This is a genomic window from Clostridium sp. FS41, from assembly GCF_000954015.1.
Taxonomy (GTDB): Bacteria; Bacillota; Clostridia; order Lachnospirales; family Lachnospiraceae; genus Enterocloster; species Enterocloster citroniae.
Genome location: NZ_JYHN01000070.1, coordinates 12,128 through 31,254, shown reverse-complemented (window position 1 = coordinate 31,254; position 19,127 = coordinate 12,128). Strand labels below are relative to the sequence as shown.

The following is a 19,127-nucleotide window of genomic DNA, read 5'->3' as shown; positions in this document are numbered from 1 at the left end:
CTGCCCTAAGCACCCCTGAGCACACTCTAAAACTTCACATTGAAAAAGTGATGTCACATATGGACTTTCAAACTTTAATATGCTAAAATGAATAAGTATGAGGCTTATATGGCCTGTGCCTTTTTATGAGGGGCAATTATTCTAAAAACACATGCGGCCCGGGGGAGCGGGAGTGTTTGAAATTCATTTCCGTCATCTGTATGTCCCGCTTCGCGGTATATTTGGCCCAAGCTCATTTGACGCAGCTCCCTGCGCCGCGTTCATTTGGGCCAGATCTCCCATTAAGCGGGGCGCACAGATGACAAAAGGTAATGTTCAAACATACCCCAGACCGTATGAAACATAAGGAGAGAGAACCAGGACATGAACAAAAAGATTAAAACGGATGCAGTGGACCATTTATTTGATGCCATACTTACGCTTAAAAGTCCGGAGGAGTGTTATAAATTCTTCGAGGACGTATGTACGATCAATGAGCTGCTGTCACTGTCACAGCGCTATGAGGTTGCCAAGATGCTGAGAGAGGGCAAAACGTACTTGGAGATTGCGGACAAGACAGGAGCATCCACAGCAACCATCAGCAGGGTGAACCGGTCCCTGAATTATGGAAGCGATGGATATGACATGGTATTTTCCAGGCTCCAGGTGGACTGTGGAACAGGGGAGCCGGAGAATAAAGAATAGGCAGATGTATTAAAACACGAAACCTTTAGAGCATGAAAAGAACGGATAATCCGCCGGATGAGAGGCTGGAATATCCGTTCTTCTTTTATTGATCTGAATCTATCGTTAAATTGATTCTATCATTAATTTGCGTCTTATTTCTTACGCTGCGGCGGGTTCTCCTCCCGCAGCTGGTCTGCGATCATCTCGATCATCTGCGTCTTCAGATAGACATCAAAGGACAACTCACATATGAATGAAAAAAGCTGCAGATAATTCTTATCCTCCTCATCCACCGGCACGTCCTGGAAGGTCTTGCGGGAACGGGCGAACTTGGCGGTGACATCCTTCATCAGGTTGCCCATCTCACCCTTTTCCAGGGTAAATACCTCGGTATAAATATCCTCCAGGGACAGGGGCGAATCCTTGCCTGAAAAGTGTCTGGATGTGATGGGGCGGAACAGTTCCTCAATATCATGAAAGGATAGCAGGCTCTTGAAATAATAGATAAATATCAGCATGAGCATGTGGTCCTTGGAATACTTCTTCTTAACGGGCGGAGGGAGCAGGTTGTTCTTGGCATAGTTGTTGATCATGGTCTTGGTCAGGACCTTGTCCTCAGGGTGCCGCCGCATGTCTTTTAAATGGCTTTCCATAAAGGTAGTAACCTGGTCCATATATAAATCAATGTCAGGTATATCTTCCGGCTTAACATGGGACAGGCCTCCCAGATAGGCCAGCAGATCCCGAACGCGTTCTTCATTTGTCTTCATCTGTCAGTCACCTCTGTCTTTAAAATCACATTGCTATATCTATTATATAGTATTCAATACTAGATGACAAGGGGCAAATGTCCTTTATTTTACCAACCGTTATTTTAACGGAGTTTAACCGAGGCCTGGTTTGCTGCGGGCTGTTTCATTGGTCATAATTGACGGAGGGGGCTTGTGCTTCGTAGTTGTGCATAAATTTGAATGAAAAATTTCAATATATTGACTGAAAAGAAATTTCATTACAAAAACATATTGACATTTTATTTCATAGCAATATAATATAGCTAAGAAAACAATTTATGGCTTAGGGTCAGAGACAATCAGGAGGATAGAAGAGATGCTTGTAAACATGAAAGACATTTTGGCAGTCGCGAAAGAGAACAATTTTGCAGTACCGGCCTTTAACACATCCAGCAACATGATTCTTACCGGGGTGATCCAGGAATCCGTTGCCCAGGATTCACCGGTTATTGTGGCCATTCATCCGGATGAATTATCATTTGTACAGAATTCTTTTATCAAAGCAGTGATCGATGAAGCGAATCATGCCCCGGTTCCTGTGTGCATTCATCTGGATCACGGCGGCTCCTACGAGGACTGCGTAAAGGCTATTAGTTTGGGCTTTACCTCTGTTATGATCGATGCATCGCTGCTGCCCTTTGAGGAAAATATCGCACTTTGCAAAAAGGTATGCGAGACAGCCCATGCATCAGCGGATTACGTATCGGTTGAGGGGGAACTGGGAACCATCGGCAATACGGATTCCATTGAGACAGGAACCAACGAGATCCGCTACACGGATCCGGAGGACGCGGAGCGGTTTATAAAGGAAACAGGAATTGACGCATTGGCGATTGCCATCGGAACCAGCCATGGGCTGTATCCAAAGGGATTTGAACCCAAACTCAGAATCGATATCCTGGATGAGATCAAGAAAGTGGCCGATGTGCCGCTGGTGCTTCACGGAGGTTCATCCAACCCGGACAGCGAGATCGAGGCAGCCGTGTGCCACGGAATCAATAAGGTCAATATTTCAAGTGATATCAAAGCTCCCTTCTACGAGAAATGCAGGGAAGTCCTGGCTGACCGGTCATTAAGGGAACCAAATGCCATATATCCTCCCTGTATTGAGGCTTTGAGGAAGGTGGCGGGTCAGAAGATCGAACTGTTCCACTCCGCAGGGAAGGCATCCTTATATCGATGACCTGCAGCAGACATATGGATGGAAATAAAAAGCAAAAAATAGCATTGGGGTTTCACGCGTGTGTGGATTATGAACTGGAATGGAATCTTTCCTCCATGGAGCATCTGATGGAAGAATGTGAGGTCCATGCCGGGGAACTGGATAGCGTGGGGCTGAATGGCGTGAGGCAGACAGGGGACACAGAACGGATAGAGTCCATGAAGGGTCTAATGATTGAGATCCTTTCCTGCATGAGGCAGGGCACAGGATGTGAGATCATTCCCGAAGACTGCGGGCTGTGCAGGGAGTTTGCAAAAAACTTCTCTTATAAGATCACCATTGGAGGGACCGCTGCCAGGGCGGCGATCGCCATAGGGAAGATAGGATATGAGAGCACTTTGGGAATGTGCTGTTTTAATCAATATATGGAAGATCTCCTTCCGGCCGGCATTACATGTTATTCAGGAACGGGGCCGGACCATGATGAGGTTTATCCGCACATTATCCTTCAGTATCCTTCCGGCGTACATATCCAGGTCAATGACATTGATTTTACTACCTCATGCCACAACAGGATCCTGATCTCACGGGATCCGGACAGCATGAACATGGTGATAGCTGAGGACTTTGGGAATCAGGCAGGAGATGCGGATGTGTTTCTCCTCTCATGCTTCAGCGAGGTGCTGGATGCATCCATACTGACAAAGAGGCTGGACACGGTATTTAATCTTCTGGCCGGTATCAGGGACAGGACGTTTGTGATCATGGAGGACGGATGCTATGTCAATGGGGAGTTTCGGCGGATGGTGCATAGAAAACTGGCGCCGGTGCTGGATGTGATCAGCATGAATGAGGACGAGCTGCAGGACTTTGTGGGCAAAAGGATACAGATCCTTGACCCGGACCAGGTTTTGGATGGGGTCAGCTGTGTTTACCGGTCCCTGAAGGTTCCCCTTCTTATTATACACACCCATGCATGGGCCCTTGCATACGGAACAGGGTCCCATGACCTTAAGGAGGCCCTGGAAGGCGGGATCATGCTTGCATCTGCAAGATATGTGTACGGAGATGAGTTTGGAATCGATGAGTACAGGAATATCCGCACCTGGAATGTGAATGAAAGAGGAAGGGAATTCAGCAAACAGGTAATGGAGGAGGATCCCATGGTTTGCTGCATCCCCTGCAGGGATCTGGAGTTTGCAAAAAGGCCCACCACGGTTGGCCTGGGAGATTTTTTTGCAGGGGGTCTCTTGCCGGCGCTGGCCAACAGGAAATAAGATTGGGCCAACAGGAAATAGGATCTGGTCCGCAGCAAATAAGGTTAAGAAAGGAAGCAGAGATGTATGAGAAGGTAACCAATATTTTACAGACAGCCAGGGAATGCAACACGGCGGTGATCGCATTTATCTGTCAGGACTATAACATGGCGAGAGCGGTTGTATACGCGGCCCAGGCAGCTAATACCCCGGCCATTGTCATGCTGTATCCGGAGCATGTGTCAATACAAAAAACAACGGGTATGAAAAGCTTTGCTGAGATGGTAAAGGAGCTGGCCGGAGAGGTTTCCGTGCCTATTGGTCTTCATTTGGATCATGATTACACGAAGGAAGCGATTCTGAACGCGGTCCGCTGCGGATTTGGATCCGTAATGATGGACGGGTCGGTGAATCCACTTAAGAGGAATATTGAGATAACCGGGGATGTGGTGAGGGCGGTCCATGAGCTGGGGGCGGCTGTGGAAGGAGAGATCGGACATGTGGGCGCGGCCTCTGATGCGGATAACTCAAAGGAAGATCTGTACACAAAGCCGGATGCGGCGGAGTTGTTTTGCAAAGAGACAGGGGTTGACTCCCTGGCAATTTCCATTGAAAATGCCCATGGCGAATATATAGATACACCTCATCTTGATATAAAAAGACTGGAGGAAATACGGTCGGTCACAAAGGTTCCCCTGGTGCTCCATGGAGGGAGCGGGATACCGGATGACCAGCTGCTGGCGGCATTTTCAAAGGGGATCAGCAAGTTTAATCTGGGAACAGAGTTTTTAGGAAAATATTATCAGGCCATGGAACAGTACGTTTCTGAAAATGGAGGAAATATGGATCCTGTGAAGATCATCCATATGCCGGAGTATATCCATGCCAGGCTTTTGCCTTATGTCGAAAACAGAATGAGAACCTTGTGCAGATTCTAACGCATGTCTTAAATACACTCTTATATGTCCCAAAGCAGGGTGTACGTATGATGGGAATGATTTTTAGGACATGCTCTGGTATAATGGCAGGAGCAGGATATAGCATTGTGTGTACTCCCGGAGTCTCCTTGGCACCCATCTTTGCGGCCGGTTTCCCGCCAGCCGCACACAAATTTATTCACAACTGACAAAAAATCATCCCGCAAATCTGAGTACCAGGAGACTCCGAGAGTACACCTGTAAGAAAAGGAGGCTGTTTATGACAGAACTATCTGCAATTGAAAACATGCAGGCGCAGTATGAAAGTCTTTCCCCCACAGAGAGGAAACTGGCGGATTATATACTGAAGAACACTGCAAAGGTAGTTGATTTTACGGTAAAAGACCTGGCCCTGGCAAGTGATGTAAGTGAAGCAACCGTGGTGAGGATGTGTCAGCATGTGGGATTTAAGGGATATTGGCCCTTCCGCATGTCCCTTTCCAAGGAGCTGGTAAGGTATCAGAATCATGAAACAGACAATACGGTGAACAGTGTGGGGGATGTATTCCGGGAATATTCCAAGATCATGCTGAATATCGCGGATAATATTAACCCGGATATCATCTATGGGTGCGTGGACCTGCTGAGAAGCTGCGACCAGATCCATCTGATCGCCTCCGGCAATACCACGCCGATCATTGAACATATGGGATTCAGGCTTGGGCGTCTGGGAATCAAATGCACCTTCAGCGGTGTGGCCGACTATTACATGAACCAGATCAATCTGGCCGGCAGCAGTGACCTGGTGCTTGCAGTCTCACAGTCCGGTTCGACCAAAAGCGTGATAGACGGCGTGGCCCTGGCAAAACAGAGGAATCTTAAGGTAATAGCCATTACCGCATATAAGAATTCGTCCCTGGCCGAGCTGGCAGACTATGTGATTGAATCCAAGGGGGATTTTTCACGGTTTGATTTTTACAGGAACTACAGTCATCTGTGCGAGATGGCCGTGGCGGAAGCTTTGATGGATATATTAGCAAAGGATGAGAAAATCCAGGCAGTCGTACAGGAGAAGAATACGGATATGCTGGAATTTCTGTCTGATATGAAACTATAGTACACCATTGCCGGAATACCTGTGCAACAGTGTGCTGGTAATGTTAGTTTCCGAATAAAGATCGGAACCATAAGGAGGAGGAATACACAATGAGAAGAAACAAACTGATGGCAGTGGCGCTGGCGGGAATCATGGCAGCCGGTGCATTAAGCGGATGCACAGGTTCTGGAAGCACCACGCCAACCACAGCGGCTGAAAGCAAGAAGGAGACAGAGGCGGCAAAGACAGAGGCAGCGGGCAGTGAGGCGGCGGATCAGAAAACCGGGGAGTCTTCCGGACAGGCATCCGCCTCGGGAGATGAGATGAGTTATGATGACCTGGTTGCAGCGGCCAAGGACGAGGGGACCCTGGTATTTTACGGAGCCAATTCATACCTGCAGGATGCAGCTGACCGGTTTGCAAAAGAGTTTGGGATCAAAGTGGAGTTTACACAGCTGGGGGAGACGGAGATGATCGAGAAGATCACCTCAGAATGCCAGTCCGGTGCGGTCAGCGCAGATCTTGTATGCGCCCAGGATACCTACCGGGTCATGGCAGAACTGGTAGACACCGGATACGCCATGAACTGGTCCAATTCCCGGGTTGGAGAGCTGGTGGGCAATGATGACTGTACTGCCTTGATCTGGTACTATGACACCAAGAGCTTTATGTATAATGATGAGCTGGTTGGAGAAGGATGGCTTACCAATCTGTGGCGTATCGCTGATCCGGAATACAAGGGACTGTTTACAATGAAGGATCCTTCCAGTGAGGGCGTAAACTTCGATATGCTGACAATGCTTACATCAGACGAGTATGCGGCAAGGCTGGCAGATGCATACAAGGAATATTTTGGAAAAGACATCACGTTAACAACGGACAACGCAGGATGGGAGTTTATTAAGATGATGTTCCAGAACGGCGTCCTTCTGACTACCTCGGATACCACCTCGGCCACCACCGTGGGAGCCCTGGGCCAGACCGACACATGGGTGGGATATTTCAGCACCCAGAGATTCAGTACCCAGGAAGATAAGGGCATCAAGCTGAGCTATGATCTTTCCGCATGCAACCCTGTGGGAGGTTATGCATACCCGGTTTACTCCATAATTCTTAATAACTGCCAGCATCCCAACACAGCCAAGCTTTTCTCTGAGTGGCTGCTGAGTGAAAACGGATGGGCTGCATTCAATGACTATTACGGAGGCTTCTCCGCTAATCCGGCCAATGTCCATGCCACGGATTACAGTTTTGACGAAGTAAAGAAGAATATTGTACTGGATGATCCGGATTACCTGGTAAATCACCGTGCAGATGTGGAAGATTTTATTGAGACATTACGTTAACCGGATGCAGCCTGCGGTGCTGCGTTGTTCTCAAAAGCTGTCGCATCTATGATTTCCTAATCATTGATGCGGCAGCTCTTTTAAAATAGAGGTGAATTGATTGAAAGTAAAAGCTAGAAAAGTTGGAAATTTCCTGCGCAGACCCCATAACATCATTCTTTTGGTTTTGCTTATCTGTCTGGTATATCTGGTGATCGTTCCGCTGATCTACATATTCAAGGATACGCTGGTTGTCCATACCTCAGAAGTTAACAGGGTTCATGAAGCGGCAGGCTCATATACATTATATCACTGGAACAAAACATTCGCGTCAGGGGAAGTATATTCGACCTTTGTCATTCCCCTTGTAAATTCCCTTATGTGCGCTGTGTTTTCCTGCTTGATCGCCATTGCGGTGGGCGGAATGTTTGCATGGCTGGTCATAAGGACCGATATGTATTGTAAAAAACTCTGCTCCACACTGTTTATGTTCCTGTATATCATGCCGGGATGGACACTGGCAATTGCATGGACAAACTTTTTTAAGAACAGCCTTATTGGAGGCACCACTGGAATCTTTGAAGCTGTCACTGGGCTGGCCACACCCAACTGGTTCGCCTACGGATTCTTTCCCATTGTTCTGGTGACCGGCCTTCACTACGCTCCCTATGCATATATTCTGATCGGCGGGATCCTCAAGAACATGGATTCCAATCTGGAGGAAGCGGCACAGATCCTAAAGACCTCCCGTTTCCGTATATTTGCCATGGTGACCCTGCCCCTTGTAAAGCCGGCCGTGCTGTCCACCATACTTTTGGTATTTGCATCAGGCCTCAGTGTATTTTCCACAGCCCAGTTTTTAGGACTGCCGGTCAACTTTTATACCCTGGCCACAAAGATGTACAGTTACCTCAACGGCACCAATCCCGGGCGCGGCTATGTGTACGCGGTTGTGATGCTGGTGTTGAGTTTTTCCATATTGTACCTGAACCAGAGAATGCTGGGGACCAGGAAATCCTACACAACGGTCTCCGGGAAGAGCTCCAATGTTTCACTGACCAGACTGCGGAAAGGACGCAGAGTGGTAAGCACCGTGGTGGTGGTTTTTGTTGTAGCGGTAACCCTGCTGCCCTTTGTGAGTTTTGCAACCGAATCCCTTACGCAGGTAAAGGGGGATTATTCCCTTTCTAATTTTACGCTGCGCTATTGGATCGCGGAGGATGCGGGGATCGGATTTTCCGGCATATTCAGAAACCCTACCTTCTGGAAAGCTTTAAAGAACACGCTTTTGCTGGCCCTGTGCTGCTCCCTTGGAGCCGGTACCGTGGGATGTCTGGCCGGATACGGGATTGCCAGAAAATGGGGAACCAAGCTGTCCGCCACTGTCAATAGCCTGACATTCCTGCCCTATCTGATCCCCAGCATTGCCCTTTCAGCCATTTACCTGTCCATGTTCTCCACCAGGAGAGGATTTATACCTGCATTGTACGGCACCTATGCCATGCTGGTTCTGATCGGTGTAGTGAAATACCTGCCCATGGCTTCCAGGTCAGGCCTTAATTCCATGTTCCAGATCAGCGCCACCCTTGAAGAATCCGCAATGATCATGGGAATTCCCTGGTATAAGAGAATGTGCCGTATCCTCATTCCCATCCAGAAGACCAGCATTATGTCAGGATATCTCCTGCCATTTATCAGCTGTACAAGGGAAATGGAGCTGTTTGTGCTTTTATACACTCCAGGCTCTGTTCTGCTCACAACGCTGTTGTTCATGTACAATCAAAAGGGGTATGAGCAGTTTGCAAATGCGATCACGCTTTTGATCGTCATCATAGTCATATCACTAAATGCAATTATTAATAAACTGACCGGAGCATCCATTGATTCTGGTATAGGGGGTTGATGAAATGGCAGATAACAGTATAAAACTTAAAAATATAACTAAACGGTACGGAAAATCAGTGGCGGTGGATCACCTGGACCTGGAAATACCGGCCAACAGTTTCATTTCCCTGCTGGGACCATCCGGCTGCGGAAAAACCACCACTCTGCGTATGATCGCGGGCCTGGAGACGCCTACGGAAGGTGAGATCTGGATCGGGGACCAGTTGGTATTTTCAGCTAAAAAGGGGATCGATGTGCCGCCGAATGAACGAAGCGTGGGCTTCCTGTTCCAGAACTATGCGTTGTGGCCCCATATGACCGTGTATAAAAACATAGCCTTCGGCCTGGAAAATATGAAATGGAGCAAAAAGGACATAAAGGACAAGGTGGAGGAGCTGTGTGTGCTTTTACAGCTGACTCCTTACCTGGAAAGGTACCCATCCGAGTTGTCAGGCGGGCAGCAGCAGAGGGTGGCTATTGCAAGAACGCTGGCCACCAGCCCGCAGATCCTTTTAATGGATGAGCCTCTGTCTAATCTGGATGCCAAATTAAGGCTGGAGATGCGTACAGAACTGAAACGCCTCCACAGCACATCCAATGCCACCTTTGTGTATGTGACCCATGACCAGTTGGAGGCAATGGCCTTATCCACCTCCATCTGCCTGATGAACACAGCCGTGCTTCAGCAGTATGCGCCTCCTTTAAAGCTGTACGCGGAGCCGGTCAATATGTTTGTGGCTGACTTTGTGGGAAACCCGGCCATGAACTTCGTGGACTTCCAACTGGATGCGTCCTCCCAGGAACTGGAACTGCAAAGAGATGGCAGCCGCTTCCTGGTGGAAGCAGAGAATGAGGCAGGACTCAGGGCGTATGGAGGGGATGTGACCGTGGGCATACGGCCGGAAGACGTGGCCATTGGCCAGGAGGGAAACATACCGGCCAGGGTAATATCCTCCTTTCCCTACGGGATGGAGACCACGGTGATCGTTGAGTGTTTGGGAACCAGCCTGCGTTCCGTGGTGTTTGGAAGCATTAATTTTTCTGAGGGGGAAATGATCAAGGTGAGTATTTCAGGCACCCGGGTATGTATTTTCCATAAGGATACCAGGGAGCTGATATCACTGGGAAAGATTGCGCGCAGATAGATGTGTAAAGACGCCTGCACATTCTGGAGCTGCTATTAAAAAAAATCCAGGGGGATGCCCTCTTGGGCTTGGCAGTATGAAAGTTTTTCTGATTCTCTCAGAAACCGGGAGAATCGGGAAAACTTTTTTGCATTGGGACTGATCCGCTGAAACCATTGTAACAGTGGCAGAAATTTCACGATTATGTTATATTGATAGTTAAGAGCAAGTATGTAAATATGGACGAGTAAGTGTGTAAATGTGAAAGGAACAAATATGCGGGATGATATATGCAGGGAAGCAAGCAGACTGATTCAGCGTGTGATGGAGGGATACATTTCCGGGGACCCAAAGACCATAGGGGCGCTGCTGGCATATTTTTCGCCGGATGTGCTTGTGATCGGAACCGGAAGGCATGAGTTTTACACCAGTCTGGAAGCACTGGCCAGGGGACTGGAAAAGGATCAGGAGGAGGCCAGGGGCATCCGGTTTGTGGTGCAGGATGCCTGGTATGAGGCCAAGATGATCACGGAGGATACCTGCGTGGTGTACGGGGAGTTTAAGGCCCGGGAGGCGGGGGCAGGTGACAAAGGGGTTACCATTGACATGGACACCAGGATAACGGCCGGCGTGCACAGGGAAAAGGGCGGAGGCCTGGTCATTGACAGTCTTCACCAGTCCGTACCTTATATTTATCAGCAGGAGGGAGAATACTACCCCAAGACATTTGCCAATCTGGCCGAGGAGGCATTAAAGCGGAGCGCCATATTGGAAAAGCATATCCAGCTGGATCCTATGACCGGTTTATACAACAGAAAATATACGGAGATCCACATCACACGTATGCTGTCCCAGGACCGGGAGACAGGTCTTTTGTTTGTGATCGACATGGATGATTTTAAAAAAGTAAATGATACCTACGGACACCTGAAAGGGGACGAGCTTTTGAAAAAAACGGCATCAGTCATGGCGGAACATGTGCCTCCTTCCGCCATTGTGGGAAGGGTAGGCGGCGATGAGTTCATGATGTTTCTGCCCGGGCCTTATGACAGGGAATTGGGAGAAAAGGCTGCCCGGGGACTGATCCGGGAAATCAGCCGTATCCTCAGTCAAATGAAGTTGGAGCAGAGCTGTTCCGTTGGCATTGCCGCCATATGTCAGAAGGGAGAGACCTTTGAGCACGCTTACAAAAGAGCGGACCAGGCACTATACTGCGCAAAGAGTCTTGGAAAGAATACCTTTTGCTGGGCAGAGGATTTATCACCTGATTAAAGTTGCACAATGGGGACAGGAATGCTATACTAAAAACCTGACATTAAAATGTGGAAATCCATGTAGAGATCAATGTGGAAATCCATGAACAAATAAATGAAGGAATAAAGGCGGTACATAGAATATGAGTATTTACGATACATTAAATCCAATGCAAAAGGAGGCTGTGTTTCACACCGATGGGCCGCTGCTGATCCTGGCCGGAGCGGGTTCCGGCAAGACCAGGGTGCTGACCCACAGGGTGGCCTATCTGATCGATGAAAAGCAGGTGAATCCATGGAATATCCTGGCCATCACATTTACCAATAAGGCGGCAGGAGAGATGCGGGAGCGTGTGGACCAGCTGGTAGGATTTGGCTCGGAGAGCATCTGGGTCAGCACCTTTCACTCTACCTGTGTGAGGATCCTGCGCAGGCATATTGAATATCTGGGATACACAACCAATTTTTCCATCTATGACAGCGATGACCAGAAGACACTGATGAAACAGGTGTTTAAGAGCCTGGACGTGGATACAAAGCAGTTTAAGGAGCGGGCCGTGCTGGGAGTCATCTCATCTGCCAAGGACAAGCTGATCATGCCGGAGGAATTTCTTCTGAACGCGGGTCAGGATTTCCGCCAGAAGAAGATCGGGGAGATTTATAAGGAATATCAGAAACAGCTGAAGAAGAACAATGCCCTGGACTTTGACGACCTGATCGTAAAGACAGTGGAGCTGTTCCAGAACAGCAGCGAGGTGCTGGATTATTACCAGGAACGGTTTAAATACATCATGGTGGACGAATACCAGGATACCAATATGGCGCAGTTTAAGCTGGTCAGTCTTCTGGCTGCCAAATATAAGAATCTCTGCGTGGTGGGTGATGACGACCAGTCCATCTACCGGTTCAGGGGAGCGGATATTGAGAATATATTGAGTTTTGAGTCAGCATTTCCAGGCGCCAAGGTTATTAAGCTGGAGGAGAATTACCGCTCCACCCAGAATATACTGAATGCGGCCAATGGTGTTATCCGCCATAACAGGGGTAGGAAAGATAAAACTCTGTGGACAGCCAATGATGAAGGCAGCCTGATCCGGTTTAAGCAGTTCGACATGGCCAGGGATGAGGCGGATTATGTGGCAAGGCAGATCCGGGACAGTGAATATTCCTATCAGGACCAGGCCGTGCTCTATCGGACCAATGCCCAGTCCCGTCTTCTGGAGGAGCGGTGCATTTTCTACAATGTTCCTTATCGTTTGGTGGGAGGCGTGAACTTCTACCAGCGAAGGGAGATCAAGGATATCCTGGCTTATCTTAAGACCATTGCCAATGGTGTGGATGACCTGTCAGTTCTGAGGATCATCAATGTCCCAAAAAGGGGGATCGGGGCAACCACCATGGGAAAGGTGACTGCATTTGCATCAGAGCATGGGATGAGCCTGTACGATGCCCTTAAGGAGGCGCGTCAGATACCAGGTTTGGGAAAGGCCGCGGAGAAGATTGGAAAATTTATGGGACAGATGGAGAGCTTTCGCGTACGGGCGCTGTCAGATGATTTTACCATCCAGGATCTGATTGAGGGTATCATGGATGAGACCGGATATCAGCAGGAACTGGAGGCAGAGGGAGAGATCGAGGCACAGACGCGTCTTGAAAACATTGAAGAACTGGTAAATAAGGCAGTGAGTTATGAGGAGGACAGCGAACACCCCACCCTGGATGAGTTCCTGGAGCAGGTGGCGCTGGTGGCTGATATTGACAGCATGGACGAGTCCGAGAACCGGGTGACCCTGATGACACTGCACAGCGCCAAGGGGCTGGAGTTTCCCAAGGTGTACCTGGTGGGGCTGGAGGACGGGCTGTTCCCCAGTATGATGTCCATCAACTCAGATGACCGTACTGACATTGAGGAAGAACGGCGCCTGTGCTATGTGGGCATTACCAGGGCCAAACAGGAGCTGGTGCTGACCTCAGCCAGACAGCGCATGGTCAACGGTGAAACCAGATACTGCAAGCCAAGCCGGTTTCTGGAGGAAGTTCCGGCAGACCTTCTGGACGAGGAACGCCTGGAACCGGTACTGGGTAGCTACAGCGGCCGCGCCTCCGGCAGTATGCCCGAGGAGGCAGGACTGCCCTGGAACCAATCCGCGGCTTCGGGACGCACCAGCACCTTTGGCAAGGGTTATAATGCGTATGCATCCAAGACAGAGAACCTGTTTGAGGGCAGGGGCAGTGCAAGGAGTCAAAGCGGCCAGGGCGCCTCTGGCGGCACAGGAAGTGGTTTTGGAAGCCTGGGGAGCAGCGCAGGCAGCGGAATGGGCGGTCAGAGACAGCCATCGTTTGGAAAAGCATTTACCGTGCAAAAGCCATCGTCCCTGGACTACAAAGAGGGGGACCGGGTCAAGCATGTCAAGTTTGGCACGGGAACGGTCAAAACCATTAAGGACGGCGGCAAGGATTTTGAGGTGACTGTGGAGTTTGATACCGCGGGACAGAAGAAAATGTTTGCATCCTTTGCAAAGCTTCAGAAGGTATAGTTGTTTTTTCATTTCATAAAATGAATGTAATTGGCTAAAAATTCAAGAAATTGGGATAGTAAAATAGGGACTTCCATGATATAATAATTAAAAAGTATGTATCTGAGCTTATTTGCTTGCATATAAGAAAGGACGTGAACCGGATGAACAGATTTGACAGAGACAGATTTGATGCAATGGGAAAAGAGGCTTTAAGCCGTGTAGAAGAACTTATGAATTCCAGCAGGATCAATGATCTGCTTCACAAAAGAGAGGAAGACGAGAAGAAAAAGAATTGTATCCTCTGGGTATTGGCGATCATTGGCGCAGTAGCTGCAGTTGCAGGTATTGCATATGCCGTATACCGTTTCTTTACACCAGATTACCTGGAAGATTTTGAAGACGACTTTGATGATGATTTTGACGATGACTTCTTTGAAGATGAGGAGCCGGAGGAGAAAAAAGCTGACTAAGTTAAGGCAGTCAGTATAGAGATAATGTGGAAGATTGAAGGGACCGTCACAGTGGTGGCGGTCTTTTTATATACGGGGAAGGGAGAACAGCCATGACGATCATAGAGTGGTTATTGGAAGGGGATATTGTGATTCAGTATCTGGCCAATAAATATCTGCTGGAACAGCCAACGGACCATAAAGACGGCGGATATATAGGACGGTATCTGGACTTGTACGATAGAGGAGAAGAAAAGTGGGGCGGCAGCATTTACACCCGCAAGTGGATATGCAGTACTTACACCCTTCTGGAGCTTAAATACATGGAAATACGCTATAATGATTCCTGCTATCAGGGGGCTGCAGGGATGGTGATGGATGACCTTTGGAAATGCCATGGCAGGATTTCCAAAACCAGGTATCAGGATATGTGTATGTCTGCAATGGTGCTGAGTATTGTATGCTACGCAAGGATGGAGGATGAAAGGATCTATGAGATCATTGACTATATTCTGGGGCATCAGATGAAGGATGGAGGCTGGAACTGCGCCTGGGATTCCGTTCATAACCGTTCTCTTGCGGGGTCTGTACATACCACCCTTTCCGTGCTGGAAGCATTGGCGGATTATGAGAGATACGGGTATGGATACAGGCTGAAAGAAATAAAAGATCAGGCTGCGCTTGGGCAGGAATATCTGCTTAGGAGGGAATTGTTCAAGTCGCTGAGCACAGGTGAGCCCATCCACCAGGACATGGTTCATTTCCATTATCCCTGCCGCTGGAAATATGACTGTTTCCGGGCATTGGAATACTTTACGCGTATTGGCTATCCCTATGACGGCAGAATGAAGGATGCCCTGGACAAGGTGAAGGCAGAGCTTCAAAAGGGCTATATAAACAGAGGGAAAAGTTATGCGGGAAAGGTGCATTTCCCACTTGAAACCGGAACAAAAGGGAGATTCAATACATTCCGTGGGATGTTTATTTTAAAATGTTATGACAAAGACGCTTATGATAATATAGCGGGCTTAAAATTTTCATATGGGTGAGAGGAACAGGGAAAAGAGGCGGATGGGATGTGAAAACTTGATGTGGCTGCTGCACCATGGTATAATGAAACGATGAAAAAATGGAATTGCAGGAAACGGAGACAGATGAAATGAAAAAAGGCGACATTTACGAAGGAATCATAGAAAAGGTAGAATTTCCCAACAAGGGGATCATGGTGATAGATGGTGAGCGTGTGGTTATAAAGAACACAGTGCCGGGTCAGAAAATCCAATGTGTGGTCACAAAAAGAAGAAAGGGAAAGTCCGAGGCCAGAACACTGGAAATCCTGGAGCGTTCCCCTCTGGAACTGCCGGATAATGAGTGCCCTCACTTTGGCCTGTGCGGCGGGTGCATTTACCAAAGCCTGCCCTATGAGGAGCAGCTGAAGATCAAGGAAGGCCAGGTAAGATCCCTTCTGGACAGTGTGGTGGAACCGGAAACTTATGAGTTCCAGGGAATCAAAGCCAGCCCCGCGGTGAAGGGATACCGAAACAAGATGGAGTTTTCCTTTGGGGATGAGGTGAAGGACGGCCCGCTGGCGCTGGGAATGCATAAACGGGGCAGCTTTTATGATATTGTGACAACGCCGGAATGTCAGATCGTGCACCCGGACTTCTGCCGGATCCTGGTGGCTACAAAAGAGTATTTTGAGGAGCTTGGGACTGCGTTTTACAGAAAGCTGCAGCACCGTGGCTATCTGCGCCATTTACTGGTGCGCAGGGCTGTGAAAACAGGGGAGATACTGGTGGATCTGGTGACCAGCACCCAACGGGAATATCTGGGTGGAAGAGATGAGGAGATGGTGCTTTCAGAGTGGAAGGAGCGTCTGCTTTCACTGCCTGTTGACGGAGGGTTTGCAGGAATCCTTCACACGGAAAATGATTCCCTGGCCGATGTGGTACAGAGCGATGCGACCCATATCCTGTATGGACAGGACTATTTCTACGAGGAACTTTTGGGACTGCGTTTCAGAATTTCTCCATTTTCATTTTTCCAGACCAATTCCCTTGGGGCAGAGGTCCTGTATGATACGGCCCGTAGTTTTGTGGGTGAGACAAGGGATAAGGTTGTATTTGACCTTTACAGCGGAACCGGCACCATTGCCCAGATCCTGGCGCCTGTGGCCAAAAAGGTAGTGGGAGTGGAGATCGTGGAGGAGGCAGTGGAAGCAGCCGGGCTGAATGCCGGACTGAACGGGCTAGATAACTGTGAATTCATTGCCGGGGATGTGCTGAAGGTGATCGATGGCCTAAAGGATAAGCCGGACCTGATCGTGGTGGACCCGCCCAGGGATGGGATCCATCCAAAAGCGCTGGGAAAGATCATTGATTTTGGAGTGGAACGGATGGTGTATATATCCTGTAAGCCCACCAGCCTGGTGAGGGATCTGGTGGTGCTGCAGGAGAGAGGGTATCGGGTGGAGAAGGTGTGCGGGGTGGATATGTTTCCGGGGACGGGGAATGTCGAGGTGGTAATAATGATGCGGAATTGCGGTTTAGAAGGAAAATAGAAGGGTTGAACCACAAGATATAGTGGTTTTTGGCGAAAAATCGAGGAAAAAATCGGGCAAAAAATGGCCGTTTTTGACCTCGATTTTTTGGCCTTTTCATAGATGTGAGACGGGTAAAAGAGGATATGGGGTAAAATTTCAGGTCAGCCAGATCAAAAAATGGCGGGCCTTTTTTAATAGAGTATCAAAAATAGAAACGGCTATATGTGAAGGGACAGAGAGGGGAATTTAGATGTTTAAGATTTATTTGAGCCGGACAGTGAGCCCTGGTGTAGGAATAAGCCTGCCGGCTGCGATCGAAGAAATAAGAGAAGCCTATTCTCTTCTGAATGGAACGGATACAGTTCCATTGGAAACAGCTACCGCCTATGTGGAATCGTCCATTCCAAATCTGCGCCAGTACCTGTATGAGGTACCTGTGTCAGAAAAAAGATTGGAGGAACTGAACTACCTGGCCTATCGTGCCAAATGGATGGACAGCCAGGATGAGGCGGTATTCGGAACCGTGATTGAGATGATGAAACCGGAGACACTCCAAGATATGATCAATCTTTCCTGCAACATGGATAAATTCAGATATCTGCCAGGAGTGACAACAGAAGCAAAATTAGGGGAACATCTGCTGAAGGGAAATGCTGATATGGCTATGGAGGAGCAGGCAGCCAGATCTAATTATGAAGGGATTGGAACAGATTATATAAAAAAACACGGTGGTATGTTTCATGCATTTGGCTATACCAGCGGGAGTCAGGAAGAATTGGAGCCCATCTATAGAGGGAAGGAGTTACCGGATCCGAATTACAAGCAGACTTGTAGTTTTAAAGTATGGATCTATAAAGGGAATCCCTATGATAACTATACATTGACCCTTCCGGCAACCGAAAGCAAAATGGATGCGCTTAAGAGCGCTATGGGAATTTCAAACTGGAGCGAATGTAAACAGTTAGCCATCCAGTGCAGAGTGCCAACGCTGTGGGATTGGCTGCCGGAGTATGGTTCCATAGAGGAGTTGAATGATTTGGTGACTGAGTATTGTCAGAGCATGGAGAATCAGCAGGCGCCAGTATTGGAGATGTAAATGAAAAGGTCATCGAATAAAAAATCCAGGTCAGCCAGATTAGAAAATGGCTGGCCTTTTTAAATAGATTATAAAAAAAGAAGGAGGAATTTCATGCAGATCACAACCGATGAGTTACGCAGAATGACAAATCAGGAAGGACTGATCCTCCAGGGCTGTGGAGGGGATGCGCAGGAGTGGGTAGACGGAATCAACGAACTGTTAACACAGGAAGGCATTTTATTGGAAGGGACAGAGTTTAAACATGTGAAGTCATTTTGTCATGAGGGATTGACCAACCTGCTGTTTCCGTTTGAGGATGTGAAACTCGATCTTGGAAAGCTGGCGATATGGAGAATTAAGAGCCATGAGACGTTTGGGGGCACTTGGCTGTCTGATTATGTTTCGAATCGGCTGGGAGGTTTTCGGGACGAGGTGTCTGCACAAAAGACAGATGAGATTCAGCAGCAGGGTGAACACCCGTCTCATCCTGCATGGGAAGGCGAGGAGGATGGTCTGGTTGGGATGTCAATGAAGCAGTAAAAGGGTAAATTGTTAATTAGTCGGAATCCTCACAGTCAATACACCGAAAAAGGATGGTGAGCCATGAATTGAATGATTATATAGTAAACACAGCCATAACTCTTCATACAGGATTTGATGATAGGGAGTGTAACCGCCTGATGTATGAAGGGATGAAGGAAAAGATTAAAAATGACATCCAGACCGCATTCTTAAATGAGGAAAGCCTTAAGGGGTATATCACCAGCGAGCTGACGCTGCGGTTTCTGGACGGCTACAAGGTAAGGGTGGAGTATGAGTTTTCCTGTTACGATGAAAATGAACAGGAGGCGGAAGGGTTTTCCAACTACTGTGTAAAAGGAGTCCAGAGCAGGCTGGAAGAACTGGGATACCGCATGGAAGGAATCAGTTCAAAAGCAGAAGAGATGGATATGGGGTGGCTGGATGAATTGGAATCCATGGTATTCCGTTAGAGAGAAGAGCAGAAAAAATAATCAGCCAGACTTTGATAGGAAAGTGCTGGTGTCCAGTGATACCGTGGAACCG

The 19,127-nt window shown here is 48.3% G+C and carries 17 protein-coding genes; 16 read left to right on the top strand and 1 reads right to left on the bottom strand.

Features of this window, described 5'->3' with window-relative positions; translation table 11 throughout:
• Positions 1 to 363 precede the first annotated feature (363 nt).
• Positions 364 to 684 (top strand): YerC/YecD family TrpR-related protein, encoded by a 321-nt coding sequence (locus CLFS41_RS23935; RefSeq protein WP_007860127.1) that lies wholly within the window; start codon positions 364 to 366, stop codon positions 682 to 684.
• 134 nt (positions 685 to 818) lie between these two features.
• On the opposite strand, the gene CLFS41_RS23930 is transcribed toward CLFS41_RS23935, so the two are convergent.
• Positions 819 to 1,436: a DUF1836 domain-containing protein gene (locus CLFS41_RS23930; protein ID WP_007860124.1), complete on the bottom strand. Its 618-nt coding sequence runs from the start codon at positions 1,434 to 1,436 to the stop codon at positions 819 to 821.
• Between the two features lie 337 nt (positions 1,437 to 1,773).
• Between CLFS41_RS23930 and CLFS41_RS23925 the strand changes: the two genes are divergently transcribed.
• From CLFS41_RS23925 to CLFS41_RS23855, 15 genes are all read left to right on the top strand, one after another.
• A complete protein-coding gene (locus tag CLFS41_RS23925) occupies positions 1,774 to 2,640 on the top strand; it encodes a ketose-bisphosphate aldolase (RefSeq protein ID WP_007860122.1) in 867 nt (288 codons plus the stop codon).
• 14 nt (positions 2,641 to 2,654) lie between these two features.
• Positions 2,655 to 3,896: an ADP-dependent glucokinase/phosphofructokinase gene (locus CLFS41_RS23920; protein ID WP_045093744.1), complete on the top strand. Its 1,242-nt coding sequence runs from the start codon at positions 2,655 to 2,657 to the stop codon at positions 3,894 to 3,896.
• A gap of 62 nt (positions 3,897 to 3,958) precedes the next feature.
• Complete coding sequence (locus CLFS41_RS23915; protein WP_045093722.1) at positions 3,959 to 4,813, top strand: class II fructose-bisphosphate aldolase; 855 nt, start codon at positions 3,959 to 3,961, stop codon at positions 4,811 to 4,813.
• A gap of 259 nt (positions 4,814 to 5,072) precedes the next feature.
• Positions 5,073 to 5,909, top strand: coding sequence for a MurR/RpiR family transcriptional regulator (locus tag CLFS41_RS23910; protein WP_007860117.1), 837 nt, complete (start codon positions 5,073 to 5,075; stop codon positions 5,907 to 5,909).
• Between the two features lie 89 nt (positions 5,910 to 5,998).
• Positions 5,999 to 7,234 carry an ABC transporter substrate-binding protein gene (locus CLFS41_RS23905; RefSeq protein ID WP_007860115.1) on the top strand — a complete coding sequence of 412 codons (1,236 nt, stop codon included), beginning with the start codon at positions 5,999 to 6,001 and terminating at the stop codon, positions 7,232 to 7,234.
• 100 nt (positions 7,235 to 7,334) lie between these two features.
• Positions 7,335 to 9,116, top strand: coding sequence for an iron ABC transporter permease (locus tag CLFS41_RS23900; RefSeq protein ID WP_007860113.1), 1,782 nt, complete (start codon positions 7,335 to 7,337; stop codon positions 9,114 to 9,116).
• A 4-nt stretch (positions 9,117 to 9,120) separates the two neighbouring features.
• Positions 9,121 to 10,242, top strand: coding sequence for an ABC transporter ATP-binding protein (locus tag CLFS41_RS23895; protein ID WP_045093721.1), 1,122 nt, complete (start codon positions 9,121 to 9,123; stop codon positions 10,240 to 10,242).
• Positions 10,243 to 10,482: 240 nt separating this feature from the next.
• Entirely contained in the window at positions 10,483 to 11,493 is a 1,011-nt protein-coding gene (locus tag CLFS41_RS23890; RefSeq protein WP_242856906.1) for a diguanylate cyclase, read from the top strand.
• 124 nt (positions 11,494 to 11,617) lie between these two features.
• Complete coding sequence (gene pcrA / locus CLFS41_RS23885; RefSeq protein ID WP_045093719.1) at positions 11,618 to 14,011, top strand: DNA helicase PcrA; 2,394 nt, start codon at positions 11,618 to 11,620, stop codon at positions 14,009 to 14,011.
• A gap of 143 nt (positions 14,012 to 14,154) precedes the next feature.
• Positions 14,155 to 14,463, top strand: a complete 309-nt coding sequence (locus CLFS41_RS23880; protein ID WP_007860109.1) for a hypothetical protein — start codon at positions 14,155 to 14,157, stop codon at positions 14,461 to 14,463.
• A 92-nt stretch (positions 14,464 to 14,555) separates the two neighbouring features.
• Complete coding sequence (locus CLFS41_RS23875; protein ID WP_045093718.1) at positions 14,556 to 15,491, top strand: hypothetical protein; 936 nt, start codon at positions 14,556 to 14,558, stop codon at positions 15,489 to 15,491.
• Positions 15,492 to 15,601: 110 nt separating this feature from the next.
• A complete protein-coding gene (rlmD, locus tag CLFS41_RS23870) occupies positions 15,602 to 17,002 on the top strand; it encodes a 23S rRNA (uracil(1939)-C(5))-methyltransferase RlmD (RefSeq protein WP_045093717.1) in 1,401 nt (466 codons plus the stop codon).
• A gap of 232 nt (positions 17,003 to 17,234) precedes the next feature.
• Entirely contained in the window at positions 17,235 to 18,080 is an 846-nt protein-coding gene (locus tag CLFS41_RS23865; protein WP_045093716.1) for a hypothetical protein, read from the top strand.
• A 93-nt stretch (positions 18,081 to 18,173) separates the two neighbouring features.
• The gene (locus CLFS41_RS23860; RefSeq protein ID WP_045093715.1) at positions 18,174 to 18,602 is read left to right on the top strand and encodes a hypothetical protein; all 429 of its coding nucleotides are present in this window, start codon (positions 18,174 to 18,176) and stop codon (positions 18,600 to 18,602) included.
• Between the two features lie 140 nt (positions 18,603 to 18,742).
• On the top strand, positions 18,743 to 19,054 hold the full coding sequence (locus tag CLFS41_RS23855; protein WP_242856905.1) for a hypothetical protein: 312 nt from the start codon (positions 18,743 to 18,745) through the stop codon (positions 19,052 to 19,054).
• Positions 19,055 to 19,127 lie beyond the last annotated feature (73 nt).